Annotated in this window: 19 protein-coding genes; 15 read left to right on the top strand and 4 right to left on the bottom strand. The window is 48.9% G+C overall.

Annotated features, from left to right (window positions below; all coding sequences use genetic code 11):
• Positions 1 to 49: 49 nt before the first annotated feature.
• Positions 50 to 2,035, bottom strand: a complete 1,986-nt coding sequence (locus KMZ15_RS01840) for a DNA topoisomerase IV subunit B (protein ID WP_223693567.1) — start codon at positions 2,033 to 2,035, stop codon at positions 50 to 52.
• A gap of 128 nt (positions 2,036 to 2,163) precedes the next feature.
• Entirely contained in the window at positions 2,164 to 4,080 is a 1,917-nt protein-coding gene (locus KMZ15_RS01835; RefSeq protein ID WP_223693564.1) for an ATP-binding cassette domain-containing protein, read from the bottom strand.
• A gap of 427 nt (positions 4,081 to 4,507) precedes the next feature.
• Here KMZ15_RS01835 and KMZ15_RS01830 point away from each other — a divergent pair, with 427 nt between their 5' ends.
• Both KMZ15_RS01830 and KMZ15_RS01825 read left to right on the top strand, forming a co-directional pair.
• Entirely contained in the window at positions 4,508 to 5,734 is a 1,227-nt protein-coding gene (locus tag KMZ15_RS01830; RefSeq protein ID WP_223693561.1) for an L-fuconate dehydratase, read from the top strand.
• Positions 5,735 to 6,044: 310 nt separating this feature from the next.
• Complete coding sequence (locus KMZ15_RS01825; RefSeq protein ID WP_223693558.1) at positions 6,045 to 7,334, top strand: MFS transporter; 1,290 nt, start codon at positions 6,045 to 6,047, stop codon at positions 7,332 to 7,334.
• 4 nt (positions 7,335 to 7,338) lie between these two features.
• Here KMZ15_RS01825 and KMZ15_RS01820 read toward each other — a convergent pair whose 3' ends face one another.
• Positions 7,339 to 8,283, bottom strand: coding sequence for a LysR family transcriptional regulator (locus tag KMZ15_RS01820; protein WP_223693556.1), 945 nt, complete (start codon positions 8,281 to 8,283; stop codon positions 7,339 to 7,341).
• Positions 8,284 to 8,541: 258 nt separating this feature from the next.
• Here KMZ15_RS01820 and KMZ15_RS01815 point away from each other — a divergent pair, with 258 nt between their 5' ends.
• Together KMZ15_RS01815 and KMZ15_RS01810 are read left to right on the top strand one after the other, a co-directional pair.
• On the top strand, positions 8,542 to 9,801 hold the full coding sequence (locus tag KMZ15_RS01815; RefSeq protein WP_223693554.1) for a 2-hydroxycarboxylate transporter family protein: 1,260 nt from the start codon (positions 8,542 to 8,544) through the stop codon (positions 9,799 to 9,801).
• 356 nt (positions 9,802 to 10,157) lie between these two features.
• A complete protein-coding gene (locus KMZ15_RS01810; RefSeq protein WP_223693552.1) occupies positions 10,158 to 11,243 on the top strand; it encodes an ABC transporter substrate-binding protein in 1,086 nt (361 codons plus the stop codon).
• A 43-nt stretch (positions 11,244 to 11,286) separates the two neighbouring features.
• On the opposite strand, the gene KMZ15_RS01805 is transcribed toward KMZ15_RS01810, so the two are convergent.
• A complete protein-coding gene (locus tag KMZ15_RS01805; protein ID WP_258134753.1) occupies positions 11,287 to 11,430 on the bottom strand; it encodes a hypothetical protein in 144 nt (47 codons plus the stop codon).
• A 146-nt stretch (positions 11,431 to 11,576) separates the two neighbouring features.
• Between KMZ15_RS01805 and pyrF the strand changes: the two genes are divergently transcribed.
• The 11 genes from pyrF (at position 11,577) to KMZ15_RS01750 (ending at position 21,738) form a co-directional block, all read left to right on the top strand.
• Positions 11,577 to 12,389 carry an orotidine-5'-phosphate decarboxylase gene (gene pyrF / locus KMZ15_RS01800; protein ID WP_223693550.1) on the top strand — a complete coding sequence of 271 codons (813 nt, stop codon included), beginning with the start codon at positions 11,577 to 11,579 and terminating at the stop codon, positions 12,387 to 12,389.
• Positions 12,390 to 12,478: 89 nt separating this feature from the next.
• Complete coding sequence (locus KMZ15_RS01795; protein ID WP_223693547.1) at positions 12,479 to 12,868, top strand: Mth938-like domain-containing protein; 390 nt, start codon at positions 12,479 to 12,481, stop codon at positions 12,866 to 12,868.
• Positions 12,869 to 12,970: 102 nt separating this feature from the next.
• Positions 12,971 to 14,653 carry a glycosyltransferase family 39 protein gene (locus tag KMZ15_RS01790; RefSeq protein ID WP_223693544.1) on the top strand — a complete coding sequence of 561 codons (1,683 nt, stop codon included), beginning with the start codon at positions 12,971 to 12,973 and terminating at the stop codon, positions 14,651 to 14,653.
• Positions 14,654 to 14,684: 31 nt separating this feature from the next.
• On the top strand, positions 14,685 to 15,536 hold the full coding sequence (locus KMZ15_RS01785; RefSeq protein ID WP_223693542.1) for a hypothetical protein: 852 nt from the start codon (positions 14,685 to 14,687) through the stop codon (positions 15,534 to 15,536).
• Between the two features lie 189 nt (positions 15,537 to 15,725).
• The gene (locus KMZ15_RS01780) at positions 15,726 to 16,097 is read left to right on the top strand and encodes an SMR family transporter (protein WP_223693540.1); all 372 of its coding nucleotides are present in this window, start codon (positions 15,726 to 15,728) and stop codon (positions 16,095 to 16,097) included.
• 65 nt (positions 16,098 to 16,162) lie between these two features.
• Positions 16,163 to 17,317, top strand: a complete 1,155-nt coding sequence (locus tag KMZ15_RS01775) for a DegT/DnrJ/EryC1/StrS aminotransferase family protein (RefSeq protein ID WP_223693538.1) — start codon at positions 16,163 to 16,165, stop codon at positions 17,315 to 17,317.
• Positions 17,314 to 18,279 (top strand): glycosyltransferase, encoded by a 966-nt coding sequence (locus KMZ15_RS01770; protein ID WP_223693536.1) that lies wholly within the window; start codon positions 17,314 to 17,316, stop codon positions 18,277 to 18,279. The genes KMZ15_RS01775 and KMZ15_RS01770 overlap by 4 nt, the downstream gene beginning before the upstream one ends.
• Positions 18,276 to 19,190, top strand: coding sequence for a formyltransferase (locus KMZ15_RS01765; RefSeq protein ID WP_223693533.1), 915 nt, complete (start codon positions 18,276 to 18,278; stop codon positions 19,188 to 19,190). The genes KMZ15_RS01770 and KMZ15_RS01765 overlap by 4 nt, the downstream gene beginning before the upstream one ends.
• 51 nt (positions 19,191 to 19,241) lie before the next feature.
• Positions 19,242 to 20,285 carry a bifunctional UDP-4-keto-pentose/UDP-xylose synthase gene (locus KMZ15_RS01760; protein WP_223693530.1) on the top strand — a complete coding sequence of 348 codons (1,044 nt, stop codon included), beginning with the start codon at positions 19,242 to 19,244 and terminating at the stop codon, positions 20,283 to 20,285.
• Between the two features lie 11 nt (positions 20,286 to 20,296).
• Entirely contained in the window at positions 20,297 to 21,202 is a 906-nt protein-coding gene (locus tag KMZ15_RS01755; protein WP_223693528.1) for a polysaccharide deacetylase family protein, read from the top strand.
• A 44-nt stretch (positions 21,203 to 21,246) separates the two neighbouring features.
• The gene (locus KMZ15_RS01750; protein ID WP_223693526.1) at positions 21,247 to 21,738 is read left to right on the top strand and encodes a peroxiredoxin; all 492 of its coding nucleotides are present in this window, start codon (positions 21,247 to 21,249) and stop codon (positions 21,736 to 21,738) included.
• Position 21,739 lies beyond the last annotated feature (1 nt).

Here is a 21,739-nt window from a genome sequence, read left to right as displayed (position 1 = left end):
TCACACAAAAAACTGACAGGCTCCAGGCGGCCGCTATTCCGCCATAACCTTAAACGTCCGCTTCAACCTCATTCCCCTTCTCTTCAAGCCAGCCACGCCGCGCAGCCGCTTCACCTTTGCCCATCAACATCGTCATCATGTCTACCGTCGCCTCAAATCCCAGCGCGCCCAAAGCAATTGGCAGCAAACGCCGAGTATCAGGGTTCATCGTCGTATCCCACAACTGCTCAGCACTCATTTCGCCTAGCCCTTTAAAGCGGCTAATGCTCCATTGTTGCTCCCGCACCCCATCTTTGCTCAGCTTATCGAGAATAGAAACAAGTTCACCGTCATCCAAAGCATATAGTTTTTGCGCTGGCTTTTTGCCACGCGCAGGCACATCAACCCGAAATAACGGCGACTGTGCAATACATAAATGACCGCGCGCGATGAGCTGCGGAAAGTGTTTAAAGAAAAGAGTAATCAATAATACTTGGATATGTGAGCCATCCACATCTGCATCGGACAGAATACAGATCTTGCCATAGCGCAAGCCCGATAAATCTGGCGTATCAGCCGGCCCATGCGGGTCCACCCCAATGGCGACCGCAATATCGTGCACTTCATTATTCGCAAAGAGCCGCTCGCGCTCCATTTCCCAAGTATTCAGCACTTTGCCACGCAAGGGCAAAATCGCCTGGAATTCTTTATCGCGCCCCATTTTAGCGGAGCCGCCAGCAGAATCTCCCTCAACCAGAAACAACTCGTTGCGCGCGATCTCTGTCGATTCGCAATCCGTGAGCTTGCCTGGCAGCACCGCCACCCCAGAGCTTTTACGTTTTTCTACTTTCTGGCTAGCACGCGTACGAGCCTGTGCCTGTCGAATGACTAATTCGGCCAGTTTACGGCCGTACTCAACATGTTGGTGCAACCATAATTCAAGCGCAGGACGCACAAAAGATGAAACTAAACGCACCGCATCGCGGCTATTTAAACGCTCTTTAATCTGCCCCTGGAATTGTGGATCAAGGATTTTGGCTGAGAGCAAAAATGAAACGCGCGAAAACACATCGTCCGGCAGTAATTTAATCCCCTTTGGTAGCAGGCTATGCAGCTCGATAAAACCCTTAATTGCCTGAAACAGGCCATCGCGCAAGCCAGCTTCATGAGTGCCGCCGGCGGAAGTCGGTATCAGATTGACGTAGGACTCACGCACCAGCGGACCTTCCTCGCTCCAAGCAACCACCCAGGCGGCGCCCTCCCCTTCAGCGAAATTCTCGTCACCGTTACGGTTTGCGCCAACAAAACGCTCATCTTCAAAAAGGGGGATGAGTAGCTCAGCGCCCGCTAGCCCCTCTTGTAAATAACTGCGAAAGCCATCTTCATATTGCCAGCGTTGCCGCTCGCCGTTTTTTTCAATGACGAGGCAAACCTCAACACCTGGTAATAAAACTGCTTTTGAACGTAGTAATCGTTGCAGCTCTCCTACTGGCAAATGTGCAGCATCAAAGTATTTCGGGTCCGGCCATGCGGTGACTCGCGTGCCGCATTTTTTTTCACCGCGACCAACTGAGCGCACAGTTAACGGCTGCGCGAGTTCACCATGCACAAAACCAATTTGTGCAACTTTACCTTCTCGCCATACAGTGACGTCTAGCCGCGTCGATAATGCATTGGTCACTGACACGCCGACGCCATGCAGCCCCCCCGAGAAAGTGTAGGCGCCGCCTGCCGCTTTATCGAACTTCCCGCCCGCATGAAGCCGTGTAAAGACGAGTTCAACCACCGGCGTGCCTTCTTCAGGATGCAAGCCAAATGGAATACCCCGCCCATCATCCTCAACGCTCACCGCACCATCGATATGCAAAGTGACAATAATTTGCCGGCTATAACCGCCAAGCGCTTCATCGGAGGCGTTATCGACCACCTCTTGCACAATGTGCAAAGGGTTCTCAGTACGGGTATACATGCCTGGCCGCTGTTTGACCGGCTCCAAGCCCTTCAATACTTTAATCGACGCTTCGCTATATGCAGGGAGATTTCTTTTAATAGCCATGAGGAAAAAGGATAAAAATGTAGCGTATTTTTTACAAATGTTTAAGCAAACTTTATCGTTGGATTCGCAAAAGTTTGTCATTCATTAAACAACACTTGGCTTAGAGTTTAAGTGAGATCCTCGCTTTTCTATTTTGCTTCCAACGCCTGCCAGCGTTCGAGTGCAGCGAGTAATTCATCTTCTATCTCCGCATGACGCTCGGCCAGTCGCGCGCCTTGTTGCGCATCTTGCATAAAAATCGAGCCTTCTACAAGTTGTTCATTGATTGCCTTTTGTTCGGCTTCAAGCGCAGCGATCTTAGCAGGCAAGGCACTCAACTCTTGTTGCTGCTTGTAAGACAGTTTAAGCGCACGCTGTATAGGACGATCTGCCGCACGGTCTTTGGATGCGGGAGTACCCGTATTCTTGGTCGCTCCGGCTGGTGCACTTTGCGCTGCGCGCGCATGTTGAATCTGCCAATCTGTAAAACTGCCCACATATTCGCGCCACTTGCCGCCCCCTTCAGCCACAATGACTGAGGTTACAACATTGTCGAGAAAAGTCCGGTCGTGACTCACCAATAACACCGTGCCATCATACTCGGCGAGTAATTCCTCAAGCAACTCAAGCGCCGGAATGTCCAGATCATTAGTCGGCTCATCCAATACGAGCACATTCGATGGGCGGGCAAAAAGCTGTGCCAGCAACAGCCGGTTACGTTCGCCGCCTGATAGGGACTTTACAGGTGAGCGCGCGCGCTCAGGCGCAAATAGAAAATCACCTAGGTAACTCATTACATGCTTTTTTTTCCCATTGATCTCGACCCACTCACTGCCTGGGCTAATTGTCTCAAGCAGGGTTTGCTCAGGATCGAGTCGCGCTCTCATCTGATCAAAATACGCAATATGTAACTGGGTGCCGGTACGCGCCTGGCCTTGATCTGGTGGCACAGTACCAAGGATAAGCTTCAATAGCGTTGTTTTGCCGGCCCCGTTCGGACCTATTAAACCAATCCTGTCGCTGCGCGTCACTGTCACTGAAAAGTCTTTAATCAGCACACGCGCGTCATAGCTCTTTGACACTTCATTGAGTTCCGCCACCAACTTGCCTGACTTTTCTGCTTGGCTGGCATTCAGTTTGAGATTGCCTTGCACTGAGCGCCGCTGGGAGCGTTCTGTGCGCATTTCAACTAAGCGCCCAATCCGGCTTACGCTACGCGTGCGACGCGCCTCAACCCCTTTACGAATCCAAACCTCTTCCTGCGCAAGTAGTTTGTCGAATTTTGCGTTCTCGATGCGCTCAACTTCTAGCTGCTGTGCTTTTTGGACCTGATAAGCACCAAAATTACCTGGAAAAGAGAGTAAGCGGCCGCGATCCAATTCAACAATGCGGGTCGCCACCCGATCAAGAAAAGACCGATCATGGGTAATGAACAAGACACTGGCGCGTTGTGAAATTAGTAATTCTTCAAGCCAGCGCATGCCGTCAAAATCAAGATGATTCGTTGGCTCATCAAGCAATAATAAATCAGGGCGCGCCACCAGCGCCGCACCCAGCGCGACGCGTTTTTGCCCGCCTCCCGAGAGCGTCTGCACAAGCGCATTGCCATCCAACGCCAACTGAGTCAAAAGAGTCTCAACCCGCGCAGACCACTGCCATGTATCCGCTGCATCCAGTTTGGCTTGCAGGTTTGTCATTTGCACCAGCAGTGCATCATATTGGCTCGGTTCATGTGTTTCGGCCAACTGCGCAGTCACAGTATTAAATTCGTCAAGCAACGCACGGCCAGCGGCAAGCCCTGAGGCCACTGCCTCAAACACCGTTTCGCCATCGGCGAAGACAGGTTCTTGCGGCACATACGCCGTGACTAGACCCTGCTGCCGCGCGCTCACACCATCATCAGGCACAATAAGCTGCGCTACGATTTTCAGCAACGACGATTTACCGGCCCCATTGCGACCGATCAGGCCAACGCGCTCATTAGTTTCAATTGAGAAATCTGTACGGTCCAGCAGCGCAACATGGCCAAACGCAAGTTGCGCACCGGTAATAGAAAAGAGCGACATAGCAGCGGTAATTCCAATAAAACAGACATTGTACCGCCCGCCTTTTCCTCAGGTCTAAGTTTGTTAGCGATTAACCAGCTTCGCTGGCACCATCAGCGTGAGCAGAGCCACCATGAAAAGCACCGCAGCCATGACGTACAGGGCCAATGTCTATACGCTCTGTTAAGTCTTTAATAAAAACCATTAGGATCTCGTGTTACCATATTTTATATGGCACCCATACGTTTGAAGCCATCAATGTATGCTCAGCGCGCTATCGTAGCAGCTTAAAAGAAAAGTCACTTAGTACTTTTTCAGCTGGGCGCAAAAGGCGCGAAATTTTTTAGTTTTCTGATTCAAAGGTGCGGCTATCAATACGACCATCAACAATCTTATCGTCCGAGACATTCGCTTCCCAACTTCCCGTGAGCTTGATGGCTCCGATGCCATGAATAAGGCTCCTGACTATTCTGCGACTTATGTGGTGCTTAAGACGGATAGTCCTGCAGGTCTCGAAGGGCATGGGCTAACGTTCACCATTGGCCGAGGCAATGAGATTTGCGTGGCGGCCGTCAAATCCCTCGCTCCGCTCATAGTTGGACTGACACTAGAAGAAATCACAGCGAATATGGGCAAATTCTGGCGGCATATCACCACAAGCGACAGCCAGCTACGTTGGATCGGGCCCGAAAAAGGCGCAATCCATCTTGCAACAGCTGCCGTGGTTAACGCTGTATGGGATCTATGGGCTAAATCACAAGGCAAACCCGTATGGAAATTATTAATGGACCTAAGCCCGGAAGAGCTTATTCGCTGTCTAGACTTCCGCTTCGTAACAGATGCCATAACACCTGACGAGGCGTTGGCAATACTGCAACGCCACGCCCCTACCCGCGCTGCGCGTGAACGCGAAATGCGTGAAAACGGCTATCCAGCCTATACAACATCAGCCGGATGGCTTGGCTATTCTGAAGAAAAAACACGTCATCTTGCACGTGAAGGTATAGCACAAGGCTGGAGACATTTTAAACAAAAAGTCGGCGGTGACATTGAGGAAGACATTAAACGGGCACGTATGTTACGAGAAGAAATCGGCTGGCAACGTACGCTCATGATGGATGCAAATCAAGTGTGGGATGTCGATGAAGCTATTATGAATATGCGTCGCTTAGCTGAATTTAAACCATGGTGGATTGAAGAGCCAACTAGCCCGGATGACATTCTCGGCCATGCTCGAATTCGCGCTAACATTGCACCCATTGGCGTAGCCACTGGTGAACATGCACATAATCGCGTAATGTTTAAGCAATTGTTACAAGCCGGTGCAATCGATTTCTGCCAGGTTGACGCAGCACGGCTTGGCGGTTTAAATGAAGTACTTATTGTGCTTCTGATGGCTGCGAAATTTGGCGTCCCAGTCTGTCCACATGCGGGTGGCGTGGGGCTATGTGAATACGTGCAACACATCTCAATATTTGACTACATCGGGGTGTCTGCCTCGCTCGAAAATCGTATGCTAGAGTATGTAGACCACCTGCATGAGCATTTCATCGAGCCGGTTGCAATCAAGAATGGGCATTATATGCCACCAGAAAAACCCGGTTATAGCATCACCATGCATACAGAGTCACTTAATCGCTTTGAGTTTCCGCAAGGGGCGGAATGGAAGAAGTGATTCTACAAAGCACGGCGATGACCCCCACCCCAATTTAGACCGAATTAATCGTTTTGATGCTAGCTATTTTATAAGTTGATATCAGGAGATCATCATGCTTCAGCTTCCTATATTCTGACTCCCTTTGCAACAGCCTGGGTTGCTCAGCGGGTCGGCATAACGACTCCCTCACCAAGAAAAATACAACAAAAAACGTAAGATCATCTATATTAACTATTGTTAATGATTTGCTAGAAGCAGTCGACTGTAGCATTAGCAGTAAAAAATAGAGACTTCCCTTCCTCCGGGAAAATTAGTAAAAGGGGTAAAAATGATCCACAAAAATAACGGCGAGCATTTAGCCAGCGCCATTGCAAAGAGCCGCATGAGGCTTGTTCCTTTTGTTGCTCTGATGTTTGCAATTGCTATCATCGATCGCTCTAACGTTGGATTTGTCAAAAATGTATTGCAAGCCGACGTTGGTATCAGTAACGCTGCTTTTGCCTTTGGTGCAAGTATTTTCTTCATCGGCTACGCCTGTTTTGAAATCCCGAGTAATTTAATTTTGCATCGCGTTGGCGCGCGTTTATGGCTAAGCCGCATTATGGTGGTCTGGGGTTTTGTGTCAGCCGCAATGATGTTTGTCCAGAATGAAATGACTTTTTACGCATTACGCTTCATGCTCGGGGTAGCAGAAGCGGGATTTTTTCCTGGCGTGATCCTGTATTTAACCTATTGGTTTCCTGCACAACAGCGTGGGCGGGCACTCAGTATTTACTATTTCGGATTACCACTCGCATTACTATTTGGCAGCCCTATATCAGGAATGTTACTAGACATGGGTCATGTGTTTGGGCTCAAAAACTGGCAATGGATGTTCCTTGTTGAAGGATTCGCTGCCGTAGTAATCGGCGTGATTGCATTTTTTTATCTTGTCGATCGACCGCACAAGGCAAAATGGTTGACTGAGGCCGAGAAAGAAGTGCTTGAAAGTAAACTTGCGCATGAAAATCAACAAAAACTCTTGTCTGGCCCAAAAACATTATTTTCAGCATTCACTGATATGCGCGTACTGCGGTTGGCGCTCATTTATTCTATTATCCAACTCAATGTATACGGCATTATTTTCTATCTACCAACACACATTGCCAGTTTACTCGATTCGAACGTTGGTACCGCAGTCGGTTTGCTAACCGCAATTCCCTGGTTATGTGCGGTCATCGTGATGTATTTTGCAATAAGATACGCCGATCGTACTAATTGCCATCAGCAGTTCGCTATTGGTATGCTAATCATGATGGTACTGGGAATTACAACTTTAATTTTCAGCACAAACCTGATCCTGGCATTAATTGCTTCCTGCATTGCAGTATCTGGTTTTGTTGCAGTGCAACCGCTATTCTGGACCCTGCCCACTCGCTACCTTGGCGGTATCCCTTCAGCAGGGGGGATTGCACTGATTAATGCACTAGGCAACCTCGGCGGGTTCCTTGCGCCAAATCTCAAAACAGCAGTTGAAATACTACTCGAAAGCCAACGTGCTGGCCTGTTGGCCTTAGCCATTGCCGGAGTCATTGGCGTATTATTGTTAATCAGCCCCATTGTGAGCAAAAATAACTAAGTGCTTAATGCATTTTACGCACGATTTCATGCAGCGTAACAATAAACTCCTGTGCGCTGCCAGACATGATATCTTCTTTGTGAGTGATTATCCCATAAGGGCTCAGTTTACGATCAAATTTGATCGGCAAGCGCCCTAATATTCCGCGTTTAACATATTCACTCACCGCTGAGCGCGGCTGTAAGGTAACCATCTCACTAGACTGTAAAAGTTGCAGCATCGGGAAAGCCGAAGGTGTTTCAGTCAGATTCGCTGGCATAGCCATACCGGCTTGCGAGAAGCTTTCCTCCATCAGCTGACGAGATGGACTAGAAGCAGGCTGCAAAATCCATGGCCAATCTCCCAATTCATTTATGCTCAATTTCTTTTTCTTAAGAAGCGGATGTTGTCCATTGACAACAACCCACAGCGTCTCATCAATAAGGCTCTCAAAATTAAAAATCTCTTTCTGTCGGTTTTCGGTGAAACGCCCAATAATGAAATCGAATTTTTTCTGCTCAAGCCCAATAAGTAATTGATCACTACTTTGCTCAAAAAGCTTAATGGTTAGTAATGGGCGCCGTTGTTTGATAGCTTTGATGGCAGCGGTCACAATATTACCAAATGAAGCAGGGATAGCTCCAATGACGAGATGGCCGTAACCTCCCTCTTTCCTCACATTGATTTCATTCACAAATCTTTCGAGATCATTAAGCGCACGCCGGGCATAGCTAATGACCAATGCGCCCAATTCAGTTGGCCGCATCTCGCGCGGCAATCTATCAAATAACGAAGCCCCCATTAACTCTTCGAGATCATGCAAAGTTTTAGTGGCCGCTGGTTGCGTCACATTCATTTGCTCCGCAGCTAAACGCATATTTTTCGTGTGCGCCAAGGCATCGAGCAACATCAAATGCCGAAATTTGAGTTGCTTGCTAAGCGCCTGGAAAGTGAGTGAGGCAGTACGCATATTTATTTCTCAGAAATTTTGATAACAAAATGGAATCAGACTTAAAGAAAAAATCATTAGACTGATAACATTTATCTAATTACAGTGTGAAACTTGAAGTTAACTAAAACTTAAAATTTTTTAAATTAGGGTGTTAAAAAAAATAGGCAGCACCTACGAGGGGACGCATACATGCAACATACTTCCTTAACTAGTGTCTCTGCATCAAAATTGCTCCGGTCTAGCAAAAAATCCTGGTCGGACAGTTGGCACCACTGTATGGAACAGCGCGTCGGTATTGTCCCACTGCCGGTATATTGCCTCATCATTGTTTGCCTGAGCGTTCTGCTTGCTTTAAACAAAATTCCAAACGATATTTCGGTCATGATCGCGGTACTCACCGTATTCGGCTTTACTTGTGCCGAATTGGGCGCCCGCATTCCTGTTCTACGCCGAATCGGCGGCCCCGTCATTGTCACTACATTTTTACCTTCTTGCCTCGTTTACTACAAACTCTTGCCCGGCGAGTTAGTCAGCTCAATCAACGATTTCTGGCAATCCACCAACATCCTGTACCTATTTATCGCCTCCGTAGTCGTTGGCAGTATTCTTAGTATGAACCGCTTAACCATCGTAAAAGGTTTCGCTAAAATCTTTATCCCTCTTGCCGCCGGCTCAGTTGCCGCGGCTATCCTAGGTACCCTCACTGGCATGGCCTTCGGCCTGGACGCACACCGTACTTTCTTTTATATTGTCATCCCTATCATGGCTGGCGGTATCGGTGAAGGGGCGATTCCTCTTACCCTAGGTTATGCCGATATTATGAATCTGCCCCAACAGCAGCTCTTTGCCCAGGTTTTACCTGCGGTGATGCTCGGCAATTTAACCGCCATTATCTGCGCTGGCTTGCTTAACCAACTCGGTAAACGCCGCCCCGGTTATACCGGCAATGGGCGTTTGCATGCCGCCGATGATGGCGGATTATTAAAACAAAACAATACAAGTTTAGCCTCGGTCGAAAATATTGCCGCAGCCGGCATGATCGCGATTACGCTCTATATCTTAGGTATCCTCACACATAAACTGATTGGCTTACCCGCTCCGGTCACGATGCTCTTTCTGGCAGTGCTCGCTAAGTTGACTTATGCGGTTTCTCCAAAATTAGAGGATGGCGCACGCTCAGTTTACCGCTTTTTCTCGACGACCGTCACGTACCCTCTACTTTTTGCGATTGGAGTCACCATTACTCCCTGGAGTGATTTAGTAGCGGCTTTTAATTTAGCGAATATCATCACTATTGTTGTGACTGTGTTGACCCTCACTACGGTTGGTTTTTTTGTAGGCCGCTGGGTGGGCCTATACCCGATTGAAGGAGCGATTCTCAATGCGTGCCACAGTGGCATGGGCGGCATTGGCGATGTGGCCATTCTGACTTCGGCTAATCGCCTAGAGCTTATGCCATTCGCGCAAATGGCGACTCGGCTGGGAGGCGCGCTTACCATTACCATCGCTCTCTTGTTGTTAAGCAATTTAAGTTAATGACTATCTGCATACACAATGCTGCGCTATACCAGCACTCAAAAATCGTTTAATGATTGCTCAAAACCGAGTCAAGACGATAAAATATCAAACCAGAATTTTTGAGTGCTCGCAGCGAATGCCCCCTTTTTTAGGGCTAGCCTTTACACAACCAGTTAAACCAAACGGCTTGCTTAACCGTAAGCTTTAATCAGCACCTTCAAGTTGAAGGCCTCAATGATCAAAGGTCCTTGACCTGACATGAGGCTCACACTTCTATTAAAAACTGGCGCAAGGATTACACTTTAACTCAGCCGCCCAGCGCCTTTAAATACAGCCTGCTACCGAATTCTCAGCCACGCATTAAGAATACACATATGGTTAATAATAAGAGCCCACTCCAAAGCCTGCATCGTCGCAAAGTCATGAAAGCCGCGACGTTTGGCGCAGCGGTCATTGCCGCTCCATTTATTTGGACCGCATCTCGAGTAACCTCAAAGGAAATTGTCATACGCGATGCAGGAGGAATTTTCACAGAGATCTATAAAAAAGCGTTTTACGAGCCTTTTACAAAAGCAACCGGCATTAAAATTGTCAGTGTTTCATCACTTGCCGAGCCTATCGCACAGATTCGGACAATGGTCGAATCCAAGCGCTATCTATGGGATATGGCCGCTATCAGCCGGTTCTCCATTTTGTCATTAACCGCTGACACACCTTATTTAGAGCCGCATGAATTTAAAAACGATCCTGTCATTTCGTCGATTCCGCCGCACTTTATCCTGCCGCATGGTGTTGGGATAAATATATATAGCACTGTGCTTGCCTACCGTACAGATGCCTTCAAGCAACGCCAGCCGCCGCAATCCTGGAAGGATCTATGGGATGTGCAGAATTTCCCTGGCCGGCGCAGTCTTCGCAAGCATCCTTTTGACACCATTGAACAAGCATTGATGGCTGCTGGCGTCAATCCAAATACAGTCTACCCATGCAATCTCGAACAGGCATTTCAAAGCCTTGAAAAAATCAAACCACACATTGCAGCCTGGTGGACAAGCGGAGCTCAGACTGAGCAGATGCTAAAGTCCGGTGAGATAGATTTAACCTCTGTTTGGGCCGCCCGCGCGCAGTCGATTATTGACGCTGGCGCACCCGTTGCGATTGCATGGGATCAACATATTTATAGTTGTGAGAGTTGGGCCATTTTGAAGGGAACACCTCACGCCGAACTATGTCGTCAATTCATTCAATTTGCTTCACATCCAAAGCGACAAGCGCTACTTGCACCCTACGCCATCACGCCCACTCAACCTGATGCTCTTAAATATATTCACCCTAAGCACGCTAAGTTACTGCAAATATCTCCAGACAGCCTCAAGCGAGGTTTATATAATAATGGTTCATATTGGCTGAAACACCAAGCGGAAGTCATTACGCGTTTTGACGACTGGCTGCTCACCTGAACTTTTGCGAACATAAACATATCCGCAAAATTTTCTGTATAGGCTAAAAACTAGCCGGCCAAAACTTCAATATGCCAGCTAAAAATCCACTCTGCGCAATAGCCAACCCAATGAGCTTGAGCACTCGGAACCCCGCTTCTTTCAAGCGCTTACAAAACTTTAACGTGTCAAATAAAGCAATAGCCATTACAATTTCCCTAAGTTTGTTTAAATTTAACACCTGTGCCATGTTTTCTCACAACCCACCAAATTAACTGATTAGGTTAATTAACAACCAATTTATATTGGTATGCAACCATTATTTTTTCTACGCAATCGCCAGAGCTTTTTGCTATGTCCTTTATTCAAACCCTAACTCACGCTTGGCAACGCACTGATTCGCTACTCTGTATCGGCCTTGACCCCGAGCCGGCACGTTTTCCAGCTCCATTCACGAGAAGCTCCGATAAGATTTTTGAATTTTGCCGCACGATTGTCGATGCAAGCGCTACTTATGCGTGTGCCTTCAAGCCACAAATTGCTTATTTTGCCGCGCACCGTGCCGAAGCTCAGCTCGAGCAGCTCATTGCGTATATTCACGCCGAATATCCTGGTTTACCAGTCATTCTTGATGCAAAGCGCGGCGACATCGGTAGTACGGCTGAGCAATATGCACGCGAAGCCTTTGAGCGCTATCAAGCAGACGCAGTTACAGTGAATCCTTATATGGGTTTCGATTCGATTGAGCCTTACCTCGCCTATCAAGATAAAGGCGTCATTGTGCTCTGCCGGACCTCTAATCCAGGCGGCTCCGATTTACAGTTTCTTGAAAGCAATGGACGCCCGCTTTATCAAATTGTCGCCGAATATGCGAGCCAGAAATGGAATACAAACGGCCAGATTGGTTTGGTGGTGGGCGCTACTTTTCCTAATGAAATCGCCACTGTACGCAAGATTGTTGGCGACATGCCATTGCTCATTCCAGGCATAGGCGCGCAAGGCGGCGATATCGCTGCCACAATCAAAGCTGGGCGTACTGCACAGGGTTTGGGTATGTTAATCAATTCCTCACGCGCAATCTTATATGCCAGTAATGGCAATGATTTTGCGGCAGCAGCGGGCAAAGCTGCACGGGAAACGCGTGATGCAATCAATCTATATCGTTAACCAGCCTCGCCTAAATGGCGTTTCACATTGGCACCTTTAGACAAATTGTAGCTCGTATTTATTTTTTTAGGCTTTTCGGAAATATCGTCTTGAAATTACACCCAGACCCATCATCGGTGCACAATACTATCACCGCCTATGGTGCAGGATACGTTGAGATTAATCGAGAACGTTACACTCATAGCGTACTGGTACAGCCTAAAACGCCTGTACAAACCTGGCCAGTATCGTCATTCAGCGCCTTAAGTAACGAGCATTTCAGCATGTTAACGACCGCGGCGCCTGCCGAAGAGATTGAGATCGTCATTTTTGGCAGTGGCGCACAGTTGCGTTTCCCCTCCGCTGAACTCATTCGTACACTTACGGCCCGCAGAATTGGCGTTGAAACGATGGATCTTTATGCAGCCTGCCGTACTTATAATATTTTAGTTGCCGAAGGCCGCCAAGTCGTTGCCGCGCTGCTGATTGAAATGATTTAAGATGCTTGCCAAGGTAAGTCCTACAGTGAACGCGCGATGAGACACAATAAAAGCCGACATATTCAGACAGCCAAATCCTAACTCCCTTACGCGTATATATTTATGCATGACACTTCTTCATCACAGCCCTTCTCCCGCACGACTTTGCTTGTGTTGTGCGTCCTCTTCGCACTGATCTGGTTTATGCAATTAAATATCCGCCATTTGGTGCCGTCCGATGAGGGTCGTTATGCCGAGATAGCGCGGGAAATGTTAGTAAGCGGCGATTGGGTCACGCCACGCTACAATGGTTACCTCTATTTTGAGAAACCGCCACTGCAAACTTGGTTTAACGCCGCGACGTTCGCTTGGTTCGGCATTGGCGATTGGCAAGCGCGCCTGTACACAGCATTGTGTGGCTTTAGCGGCGTGCTGTTAGCAGGGTTTACTGGCGCACGCATTTTTGGCGCGCGCGCGGGATTTTTTGCAGCACTTGCACTTGCCTCAGCGCCCTATTGGAATTTGCTTGGGCATTTCAATGTGCTTGACATGGGGTTAGCATTTTGGATGCAAGCGGGTTTATGTGCGTTATTGCTAGCGCAGCGTCCAGGGATTTCAGCCACTGCGATGCGCAATTGGATGTGGTTGTGCTGGGCGTCAATCGCACTGGCGGTATTAAGTAAGGGATTAATTGGCGCGGTCTTACCCAGTGCGGTACTCGTTTTATATACCCTAATCACGCGCGATTGGGCCCTCTGGAAGCGGCTTCATTTGATAAGCGGCGGCTTGATCTTTGCGGCCATTACAGTGCCATGGTTCGTGCTGATTCAACAACGCCATCCTGCATTTTTCGAGTTTTTCTTTATTGTTCAGCAATTTCGCCGCTACTTAACACCCGAACAGAACCGCCCTGGGGCATTTTATTATTTCGTACCAGTGCTCATGATTGGTTTTTTGCCATGGCTATCAATCCTTTGGCAAAGTGTACGGCATGCACTAAAATCCTCACCGCAGTCGAATGGTTTCTCGCCAGTCAAACTGCTGCTGGTTTGGTCAACTTTCATTTTTGTTTTCTTTAGTGCTTCGCATTCAAAGCTGATTTCCTACATCTTGCCAATCGCGCCTGCGATAGCACTTTTGCTTGGCCGCTATTTACCTTTGATTGAGAAAACGCAATGGCGCCGTCATCTGATCGGCCAAACCGTACTCATTATATTTGGCTGCGCCGGCGCATTATATTTGGGCCATTTAGGCAGTACACCAGCCGAAAATGCACTTTATCGCAATTATCAAAGCTGGGTTTACCTCGCGCTCGCCGCCGCCTTGATCGGCATTGCTCTATCTGCATGGATTAACGCGCGCAATAAACCCTCAGCAACCATGCAGGCACTATTCGTTTATGCCTGCGGCTGGTTAGCGGCCACCACCATTGCCGGCAACGCCCATGACGTGTTCGGCCGGATAAGCTCTGGCGCCCCACTCGCCAGCACCGTACAAGCCGAGTTCTTAAAAGCGCCGGCTAATACGCCGTTTTATTCGGTCACGATGCTCGATCACACGATGCCGTTTTATTTACGCCGCACCATGATCATGGTTGAGCATCCAGATGAACTACGTTTTGGCATTGAGCAAGAACCGCACAAATGGGTAGCCACACTCGAACTCTGGATTCAACGCTGGCAACAAGAGCGGTACGCGTTTGCATTATTGCCTGTGTCACTTTATGAGTCACTTGCTGCGCGCGGAGTGCCAATGCGAGTGATCGCGCGTGATCCGCATCGCGTGATTATTGCTAAGCCAGCATAACGATAAATAGATTAGATCTGATGAGGTTTTTATGAAAATCCTTAAATCTTCTTTAATAATATTTTTTCAACTATTTATTGTTGCTTGTGGGGGTGGAGGTGGCGCTGGGGAAGGGGAAGCGCAACACTCTGAGATCACAACACCCTCCTACTTTGAAGATATAACCAACAGAAACAACTGCGCTATCGATGCAGTCAATAAAGCTTTAGGTGAAATTTTCATCACACCGGAGGCTTATGAAAAATATATGATGCTTATTTATGCTGCCAAGAACGATAAAACTCCTAATAACAGTGAACAATCTAAAGCGGCTAAAGCTAGAGCATTCAAATCTCACTATATTACAGAAAAACAGTACCAGGCATTTTTGAAGTTTTACAAATCGACTAAAGACAAAGAAGCCAAATTAAAGGAATTGGAAAAAGAATTCAATGAGTCTAGATTGGAAGATGCTAACAGAATGAATTTCCATGAATATAAAGAACACCATGGCATTCTAGGAGAGCTCAAAGAAGTAATGCGTGTCATTGACATAGTCAATCAAGTCTACAAACTAAAACTCCCATTAGCTCTAACACCATTTAATAAAAACGATTCATCCGACTTTAAAGGCTATGAAAGCCTAATTGTGCATCAGACTGACCATTTCTTCGCATTATCGAAAAAAAATGGGTATAAATTGGGTCGTGAATCGCAAGTCCCAGAAATTCTTTCAAACACCGATCTTACCGATCGACTAGTGGAAATGATAGGGAGCAATGAGAGTGTTGTCTCTATTGTTGGCTTCGATTTAGCAGAAATTCAGCAAGCGAAAAAAGCATTGCATGCAAACCCTAGCGCTTTTGAAAAACTTTTTGCAGCCGTTCTTCAAGATCCAAGCTAAGAGTGCTCTCCCTGCCCGCTTTAGCAATGAATACTGAGCAGCCAGGTAATGGCATGATTATGAGCCTTAGACTGATTACCAAGGTACGGCGCAATATGCAGCCACATTGCTTGATCTGCTTTCGACCGTCTCGCGTTGCCTCAGAAAAGGATTAGAATCCGACTTTAATCCTTTTCCTGAATCCTGCGCATGAATCGAATCGCTTTATCCTGCATTTTAGGCGGCGTGTTACTCAACACCAGCGCCCAACTCTTACTTAAAGCCGGCGTCAATGCCGTCAGCCCATTCGAGTTCAGCCGAGCAAATATTGTACCCGTCGGGCTACAGTTGATGGCGCAATGGCCTATTATCGGCGGCCTGGTCTGTTATGCTTTCAGCCTCGTAGTGTGGATCGTTGGCTTATCACGAGTTGATGTGTCAATCGCCTATCCAATGTTATCGCTTGGCTATGTGTTGAATGCACTGCTGGCCGCTTATTTCTTCGGTGAGACGCTGACGTTACAGCGCTTAGTAGGTACAGGCATCATTTTGCTTGGCGTTTATGTCCTCGCACGCGGTTAATGCGCCGGCTACGCAATGATCATTACTCACTACGCCCCATTACTTAATTCGTAAAGGATATCTTGATGAGTCAGGAGTTTCTGCCTTTTACTCGCCCAACGATCGATGAAGAAACAATCGCTGGCGTTGCCGATGTTTTGCGCAGCGGCTGGATTACAACTGGCCCCCAAAATCTCGCTTTTGAGGCAGCCTTATCCGATTATGTCGGCGGACGTCCGGTACGGACTTTCAATTCTGGCACCGCAACACTTGCAATCGGCTTGCGCATCGCAGGAGTAGGCCCAGGTGACGAAGTCATCACAACTCCGCTCTCCTGGGTGGCGACCAGTAATACGATTATCGAAGTTGGCGCAACACCTGTTTTTGTTGATATCGACCCGCTCACGCGCAACCTTGACCTTAATTTGCTCGAACAAGCAATCACGCCCCGTACTAAAGCGCTCATGCCAGTTTACCTCGCCGGGCTGCCAGTCGATATGGATCGGCTATACGCGATTGCGCGCGCACACGGGCTGCGGGTGATTGAAGACGCCGCTCAAGCGCTTGGCTCAAGCTGGGGCGGCCAACGCATTGGCGCCATGGGTGATTTGGTGTCCTTTAGTTTTCATGCGAATAAAAATCTGACTTCAATTGAAGGCGGCGCGTTAGTGCTCAATGATGAGGCCGAAGCATCTTTAGCACAGAAGTACCGCCTACAGGGCGTGACCCGTAGCGGCTTTGACGGCATGGAGGTTGATGTCCTTGGCGGCAAATTTAATCTGAGCGATGTCGCCGCCCGTGTCGGCCTGGGACAAATGCCGCATTTAGCACGCTTTACCGAGCAGCGGCGCGAGCTCGCTCGAGAGTATTTTGAACACTTTGCTAACGGGGCGGCAGTGGCGCTCGGCGTAGAGTTACCGCCCTATGATTTTGAGCATACCAATTGGCATATGTTTCAGATTGTGCTGCCGCTGTCAGCGCTCACACTTGACCGTGCTGGCTTTATGGCTGAACTACACGCACGAGGCATTGGCAGCGGCGTGCACTATCCCGCGATTCACCTTTTCAAATTGTATCGAGCACGCGGTTTCACCGTTAATATGTTTCCACATGCCGAGCGCATTGGCGCTGGAATTGTGACCTTGCCTCTTTTTCCATCCATGCCGCGGCATGAGGTCAAACGGGTCGTGGCCGCAGTTAATGAAATTTGCGAACAATATTCATCTCATCCAGTCACATGAAAACACCTGAATTATCCGTTGTTATCCCGGTTTATAACGAAGAAGCTGGGCTTAGCGCATTATTTGATCGTCTATATAAAGCCCTGGACGCGCTCGCGCTACCCTATGAAGTCATTTTTGTGAACGATGGCAGCCAAGATCAGTCGGCAGCCTTACTCGCTGACCAGTTTCGCGCACAGCCCGATAACACGCGCGTGATTTTACTCAACGGCAACTATGGACAGCATATGGCCATACTTGCTGGCTTTGAGGCTGCGCGCGGTGAAATCATTGTGACACTTGATGCCGATTTACAAAATCCGCCAGAAGAAATCGGCAAGCTCGTGCAAAAAATGCGCGAAGGCCACGATTATGTTGGCACTATCCGCCATCAGCGGCAAGATAGCCTGTGGCGCCGTAAAGCCTCACGCGCGATGAATCAACTGCGCGAGCGTATCACGCATATCCGCATGACAGATCAAGGGTGCATGATGCGCGCCTATAGCCGCCATATTGTCGATACCATTAATCGCTGCGGTGAGTTGAATACTTTTATCCCGGCCCTCGCTTATACTTTTGCACAACGCCCGGTAGAAATCGAAGTAGCGCATGAAGAGCGCTTTGCTGGCACATCGAAATATTCATTTTATAGCCTGATGCGGCTTAATTTCGATCTAGTCACAGGTTTCTCGGTGGCGCCATTGCAATGGCTATCATTCATCGGCATCTTCCTGTCGCTGGGTTCGGCCGCACTCTTTATCTTGCTGATGGTGCGCCGCTTCATCGTTGGCGCGGAAGTACAAGGCGTATTCACGCTATTTGCGATTACGTTCTTTCTATTTGGGGTGATTATTCTTGCGTTGGGGTTGCTTGGCGAATATATCGGGCGCATCTATCAACAAGTGCGCGCACGGCCGCGTTATTTGGTCCAAACCATGCTTGAAACGAACCATCATACGCATACAACCCCTAGCCAATCATGACCGTGCGCGCTGTTGTCTTCGCCTATCATCAAGTTGGGGTGCGTTGTTTGCAAGTGTTGCTGGCGCGCGGCGTGGAAGTGGCCTTGGTCGTAACGCATCAAGATAATCCGGCTGAAAATATCTGGTTTGACAGCGTTGCTGCGCTCGCAGCCGAACACCGACTGCCCACTCTCATGCCCACAGATGGACATGCCAACGAACTACTCGCAGCGGTACGCGCCGCCAACGCCGATTTTATTTTTTCTTTTTATTATCGGCAGATGCTAAGCCCTGAACTGCTGGCACTGGCGCGCCAAGGCGCATTTAATATGCATGGCTCACTTTTACCGAAATATCGCGGCCGCGTACCCGTCAACTGGGCCATCGTGCAGGGTGAAACGCAAACTGGCGCGACACTACATGAAATGACCGCCAAACCTGACGCGGGCGCGATCGTGGCCCAAACGGCTGTGCCTATCTTACCGGATGACACCGCAGCCCAAGTCTTCGATAAAGTCACCGTTGCCGCCGAGCAAACGCTATGGAATAGTTTACCGGCATTACTTTCAGGCACAGCGCCTCGGCTGCCAAACATTCTCGCCAATGGCAGTTATTTCGGCGCCCGTAAACCCGAAGACGGGCGTATCGACTGGCGCCAGCCCGCACAGACGGTCTATAATTTAATTCGCGCGGTGGCCCCGCCTTACCCTGGCGCCTTTACTGAAATAAATGGCAAACGCCTCGTCATTGCCCGCGCCCGGCTCGTCGCAGTTGATCAGTTAACCTGCCCTGATTTGCCGCCAGGCCTACAGATAGTGGATAATACGCTATTTGGCATATGCGGCGATGGCCGTGCTATTGCTATTCACGATTTGCAGCACCAAGGACGCTCTATTAGCTCGGCTGAGCTCACAGAGATGACGAATACTTAGCCTACGGATGCTCTCTTTAGATGCCTCTCCATATTTCTTGTTTTTGATTTCATGAAAAAAGTTCTCATTTTGGGTGTCAATGGCTTCATTGGCCATCATTTATCTAAGCGTATTCTCAGCACAACCGATTGGGAAGTGTTTGGTATGGATATGCAGGCGGATCGCCTGGGGGATCTCACTCAACACGAGAGAATGCATTTCTTTGAAGGCGATATCACGATCAATAAAGAATGGGTTGAATACCATATCCGCAAATGCGACGTGATTCTGCCGCTGGTTGCGATTGCTACGCCTGCGACTTATGTCAAACAGCCATTGCGTGTATTTGAGCTGGATTTTGAAGCCAATTTACCCATCGTTCGCTCAGCCGTTAAATACGGCAAACATCTCGTCTTTCCGTCAACCTCAGAAGTCTATGGCATGTGCGCGGACAGCGAATTCGATCCGCAAAGCTCAGCTCTCACCTATGGTCCAATTAATAAACCACGGTGGATCTATGCTTGCTCAAAGCAATTGATGGATCGTGTGATTTGGGCCTACGGTATGCAAGAAGGATTGCGCTTTACTTTGTTTCGGCCGTTCAACTGGATTGGCCCTGGACTCGACTCAATCCACACCCAGAAAGAAGGTAGCTCACGCGTGGTGACTCAATTCCTCGGCCATATCTTGCGTGGCGAGGCCATCAATCTAGTCGATGGCGGCCTGCAAAAACGTGCTTTTACGGATATTGATGATGGCATTGACGCCCTCGTGCGCATGATTGAGAACCCGGCCGACGTGGCGCTTGGCAAAATCTACAATATTGGCAACCCTAAGAACAATTTCTCAGTGCGAGAACTCGCGCAGATGATGCTCAAACTCGCCGCTGAGTTTCCCGAATACGCGGCTAACGCAGAGCAAGTCAAGCTGGTTGAAACTTCGTCAGGCGCATACTATGGCGACGGCTATCAAGATGTACAAAATCGCGTGCCAAGCATTGATAACACCAGCGCTGAACTTAACTGGAAGCCCACCATTGGCATGGATGCGGCCTTGCGCAAAATTTTCAACGCCTACCGCAGCCATGCTGCCGAAGCACACACTCTAACTGCCTAGTTGACCGTTCAGTGGCTCAGATCGCCCTCAAAATCGACGTTGATACGTTGCGCGGCACGCGTGAAGGCGTGCCAGCGCTCGCTCGTTTATTAGAGCGCGCTAACGCGCGGGCGACCTTCTTGTTTAGCCTGGGTCCGGATCATACCGGCTGGGCATTGCGTCGGGCGCTACGCCCAGGCTTTTTAAAAAAAGTATCACGCACTTCAGTGCTCGAACACTATGGTTTAAAAACCCTCTTGTATGGCGTATTGTTACCCGGCCCAGATATTGGCCGCCGAGCAGCAGCTGAAATGCGCGCCGTGCGCGATGCTGGTTTTGAATGTGGCATTCACACCTGGGATCATGTCCGCTGGCAAGACAATGTGCGTCAGCGCGAACGTGACTGGACGCTAGCCCAGATGCAAAAAAGCTACGCGCGCTTTATAGAAATTTTTGGCTCAGCGCCAGCGACTCACGGCGCCGCCGGCTGGCAAATGAATGAATCTGCTTTTGCCCAAATTGACGCTTGGCAGATGGCCTATGCGTCCGACGGCCGCGGCCACAGTCCATACCGGCCAACGCTGGGTGGCCAGCCGCTAGCCCATGTCCAACTGCCAACAACCTTGCCCACCTTCGATGAGAAATTAGGGGTCAATGGTGCCAGCGCGGCTGAAGTCGTGCGCCAATTGCTCGCGCTGACTGAGCCAGAACAAGCCGGTCAGGATACGGCTCAAGTCTTCACCCTACATGCAGAATTAGAAGGGCAAAAACTCGCGCCGGCTTTTGCCGAACTGCTTGCTGGTTGGCGCGCACAAGGCCACTCATTAGTTGCCTTGGCTGATTATTATGCAACGCTTAAGCTCGATAGATTACCCTTGCACCCTGTCAGTTGGGGGGAAGTCCCTGGACGCTCTGGCGAATTGATTGTGCAGCCCTAACCCAAACTGTTGTCTTATCGCAACGTAAAAACAGGAGAATTTTGATGTCCGTCGCTCTTCATCAAGCCGTGCCAGAATTCAGTGCAGCCGCTATTAGCAGTACCTTAACCGGATTAGACGGCGAACTCTCGCTCAGCAGCCTACGTGGGAAAAATCTGGTGCTGTACTTTTATCCTAAAGACAACACCCCAGGCTGTACCACCGAGAGTCAGGATTTCCGGGATGCTTATGCCCAATTTAGCCAAGCAAACACCGAAATTATCGGCATTTCTCGTGACAGCTTAAAATCTCATCAGAATTTTAAAACCCAGCACAATTTGCCCTTTATCTTGATTTCAGATGCGCAAGAAGAACTCTGCTCGCTGTTTGACGTCATTAAGCTCAAAAACATGTATGGTAAAGAAGTGCGAGGCATCGAACGCTCGACCTTCTTGCTCGATACGCAAGGCATCTTGCGCCACTTATGGCGCGGCGTCAAAGTACCGGGACACGTTGAGGAAGTATTACACGCTGTGCAAGCGCTCGCAAAAGCGTAAA

This window comes from Mycoavidus sp. HKI (assembly GCF_020023735.2).
GTDB lineage: Bacteria > Pseudomonadota > Gammaproteobacteria > Burkholderiales > Burkholderiaceae > Mycoavidus.
The sequence above is the reverse complement of the archived record's forward strand: the minus strand, read 5'-3'. Positions and strand labels throughout refer to the sequence as shown.

What these genes read in the sequence shown, in the direction of transcription:
- KMZ15_RS01840 (WP_223693567.1), bottom strand. Translation starts at nt 2,035, where the DNA reads ATGGCTATTAAAAGAAATCTCCCTGCATATAGCGAAGCGTCGATTAAA.
- KMZ15_RS01835 (WP_223693564.1), bottom strand. Translation starts at nt 4,080, where the DNA reads ATGTCGCTCTTTTCTATTACCGGTGCGCAACTTGCGTTTGGCCATGTT.
- KMZ15_RS01830 (WP_223693561.1), top strand. Translation starts at nt 4,508, where the DNA reads ATGAATAAGGCTCCTGACTATTCTGCGACTTATGTGGTGCTTAAGACG.
- KMZ15_RS01825 (WP_223693558.1), top strand. Translation starts at nt 6,045, where the DNA reads ATGATCCACAAAAATAACGGCGAGCATTTAGCCAGCGCCATTGCAAAG.
- KMZ15_RS01820 (WP_223693556.1), bottom strand. Translation starts at nt 8,283, where the DNA reads ATGCGTACTGCCTCACTCACTTTCCAGGCGCTTAGCAAGCAACTCAAA.
- KMZ15_RS01815 (WP_223693554.1), top strand. Translation starts at nt 8,542, where the DNA reads ATGGAACAGCGCGTCGGTATTGTCCCACTGCCGGTATATTGCCTCATC.
- KMZ15_RS01810 (WP_223693552.1), top strand. Translation starts at nt 10,158, where the DNA reads ATGGTTAATAATAAGAGCCCACTCCAAAGCCTGCATCGTCGCAAAGTC.
- KMZ15_RS01805 (WP_258134753.1), bottom strand. Translation starts at nt 11,430, where the DNA reads ATGGCTATTGCTTTATTTGACACGTTAAAGTTTTGTAAGCGCTTGAAA.
- pyrF (WP_223693550.1), top strand. Translation starts at nt 11,577, where the DNA reads ATGTCCTTTATTCAAACCCTAACTCACGCTTGGCAACGCACTGATTCG.
- KMZ15_RS01790 (WP_223693544.1), top strand. Translation starts at nt 12,971, where the DNA reads ATGCATGACACTTCTTCATCACAGCCCTTCTCCCGCACGACTTTGCTT.
- KMZ15_RS01785 (WP_223693542.1), top strand. Translation starts at nt 14,685, where the DNA reads ATGAAAATCCTTAAATCTTCTTTAATAATATTTTTTCAACTATTTATT.
- KMZ15_RS01780 (WP_223693540.1), top strand. Translation starts at nt 15,726, where the DNA reads ATGAATCGAATCGCTTTATCCTGCATTTTAGGCGGCGTGTTACTCAAC.
- KMZ15_RS01775 (WP_223693538.1), top strand. Translation starts at nt 16,163, where the DNA reads ATGAGTCAGGAGTTTCTGCCTTTTACTCGCCCAACGATCGATGAAGAA.
- KMZ15_RS01770 (WP_223693536.1), top strand. Translation starts at nt 17,314, where the DNA reads ATGAAAACACCTGAATTATCCGTTGTTATCCCGGTTTATAACGAAGAA.
- KMZ15_RS01765 (WP_223693533.1), top strand. Translation starts at nt 18,276, where the DNA reads ATGACCGTGCGCGCTGTTGTCTTCGCCTATCATCAAGTTGGGGTGCGT.
- KMZ15_RS01760 (WP_223693530.1), top strand. Translation starts at nt 19,242, where the DNA reads ATGAAAAAAGTTCTCATTTTGGGTGTCAATGGCTTCATTGGCCATCAT.
- KMZ15_RS01750 (WP_223693526.1), top strand. Translation starts at nt 21,247, where the DNA reads ATGTCCGTCGCTCTTCATCAAGCCGTGCCAGAATTCAGTGCAGCCGCT.